Source organism: Priestia sp. BR_2, assembly GCF_041954005.1.
Classification (GTDB): domain Bacteria; phylum Bacillota; class Bacilli; order Paenibacillales; family Paenibacillaceae; genus Paenibacillus_AQ; species Paenibacillus_AQ lautus_A.
On sequence record NZ_JAVFHM010000191.1, the window covers coordinates 1 to 847 of the forward strand.

1 protein-coding gene is annotated in these 847 nt (G+C 34.8%); it reads right to left on the minus strand.

Annotated elements, in window-relative coordinates:
- Positions 1-130: 130 nt before the first annotated feature.
- A partial coding sequence (locus RB298_RS12810; protein WP_486047258.1) for a LysR family transcriptional regulator substrate-binding protein occupies positions 131-847 on the minus strand: 717 nt, incomplete at its 5' end.

An 847-nucleotide genomic window follows, 5' to 3' on the forward strand; every position in this document is an offset into this window, starting at 1 on the left:
TTGGGCAGAGCTTTGCATGTATTGTTGAAGTTCTGGATAACCGGAGTATCCTAAAAAAGTAGAAAAGCGCACGTTTCATTCATATGCTAGTTTTTTAAAATATAGTATCTTTAGGGAAGGAATGAGTATTTTATCTATACTCTAAATAATTTAAAAATTGTTTGCTAGCAAGAGATAAAGTTTGATTTTCCCTGTATGCTAACCCAATTTTTCGGTAAGCAGGTACTTCCAATTCTTTTGTGATAACGTCGTAAGAAATGCGTTGTAAAACTAATTGCGGTAAAATACTAATACCTAAACCACTCTCTACCATAGCCATAATGGCATAGTCATCCCATGTCGTAAAATTGATTTTGGGACAAATATTCCACTTTTTCAGCAGTTTAGCCACATCAGAATTCCCTTCTTTTTCTAACAAGATAAAAGATGACCCAGAAAGTTCAGCAATTGGAATTTTTTCGAGATCTGCAAGAGGATGCCTTTTAGGAAATACAGCAATTAGGTTATCTTGTTCTATAAATGTTGTTTCCAATTCTGGAAGAGTAGGAAGTCGTAAAAAACCAAAATCCACACGCCCTTCTAAAATCCACTTTTCTATTTCGTGGTAATCACCTAAAAGTAATTCAAAATCAATATTAGGATAATCAGTTTTAAATTGCTTTATTATTTTTGGAAGCCAATGCGTGGCTACGCTAGAGAAAGTGCCAATCCGAACCACTCCCGATTGTAACCCGTTAATTTCTTCTATCTGATGTTGTAAGTTTTGATATTCTTCAAATAGTCTTTTAGCAGCTGGAAATAAATTTAATCCGTCTGAAGTTAACCGCAAACCAGATCGGCCTCGTTC